General features: G+C 76.1%; 1 protein-coding gene. It reads right to left on the minus strand.

Going from position 1 to position 1,396, the window contains the following annotated elements; genetic code table 11:
* A partial coding sequence (locus G3I53_RS30945) for a serine/threonine-protein kinase (RefSeq protein ID WP_164438994.1) occupies positions 1 to 1,066 on the minus strand: 1,066 nt, incomplete at its 3' end.
* Positions 1,067 to 1,396 lie beyond the last annotated feature (330 nt).

The raw sequence follows: 1,396 nt of genomic DNA on the forward strand, positions 1-1,396 counted from the left end.
CGCCCGCCGCCCGGGGGGCCCGGGCGGTGCCGCGCGCCCCGCCGGCCAGTTCGTCGGGGGCGGGCACGCGCATCGAGGTGTGCGTGTCGCGGTTGGAGTCGGCGGGCTTGGCACCCGGCACCAGCGGTACCGCCCCGCGGCGCCGCACCGGCGCCCCAGCGGACGGTGCCGGGGACGCGGGATCCTCCGCGGGCTCCTCGGCGGGTTCGGTGCCCGGCTCGTCGACGTCCAGCGGGGGCATGCCCGCGAGCAGCGGGAGCAGCTCGCGCAGCCGGGCGCCCAGCTCGGAGGCGCGCAGCCGGGACGCGGGGGCCTTGGCCAGGCACTGCACCAGCAGCTGCCACAGCTCGTCGGGGATGCCGGGCAGCGGCACCACCGTCTCGGTGACGTGGCGGCGCAGCACCGCGCCCGGGTGGCCGCCGCCGAACGGTGTGAAGCCGGCCAGCAGCTCGTACAGGACCGTGGCCAGGGCGTAGATGTCGACGGAGGCGCGCGGCGGCAGCCCCTCGACGATCTCCGGGGCCAGGTAGTCCGGCGTCCCGATGATCTTCGTGGCGCGGGTCCGGCGGGGGGTGTCGATGAGCTTGGCCACGCCGAAGTCGGTCAGCAGGGCGCGGTGGGAGCCGCCGGGGCCCAGCGGGCCCTGCATGTCCAGCAGGACGTTCTCCGGCTTGACGTCGCGGTGCACGACGCCCGCGGCGTGCGCGGCGGCCAGTCCGTCGGCGACGTCGGCGACGATCGCCACGGCCGCCTCGGGGGCCAGCCTGCGCTCCCGGTCGAGGCGGGTGCGCAGGTCCGTGCCCCGGACCAGGTCCATGACCAGCGCGAGGTCGTTGCCGTCGACGACCAGGTCGCGCACCGAGACCACGTGCGGGTGCTCCAGGCCGAGCAGCGCCGTCCGCTCCTGCACGAACCGCCCGACGAGCTCCTGGTCGGAGGAGAGGTCCTCGCGCAACAGCTTGATGGCCACCGGCCCCTCGGGACCCTCACCCAGCCACACCGTGCCGGCGCTGCCCCGCCCGAGGATCTGGTGGGCGGTGTACCGGCTGCCGATCTTCCGTGCCAAGACTGCTCCTACCGACGCGTGTTGTCGCCAAAGCTACGCGTACGGGGAGCCAACCTTCACCGCGGAGCCGGAAATCACCCGCTGGATGTCGACAAATCAGCAAACCCGGTGTCCCGGGACGGCACTCCGGCGGGCGGCCCCGCAGAGCACGCGGCGGAGCCGCCGGGTGCGCGGCGGGCCCGTCGCGTCCGGCCGTCGCCGGGTCAGGGGGCCGCCGGGTCAGGGGGCGCCGGTGCCGCCCGTCCCCTCGCCCGAGCCGCCGCCCAGGTCCCGGACCCAGTCCGCGGCCGTGCCGAACCAGTCGGTCAGCTGGTCCCAGTAGCCCTTGCC

Origin of the sequence: Streptomyces sp. SID14436, from assembly GCF_010548465.1 — a bacterium.
Lineage (GTDB): Bacteria > Actinomycetota > Actinomycetes > Streptomycetales > Streptomycetaceae > Streptomyces.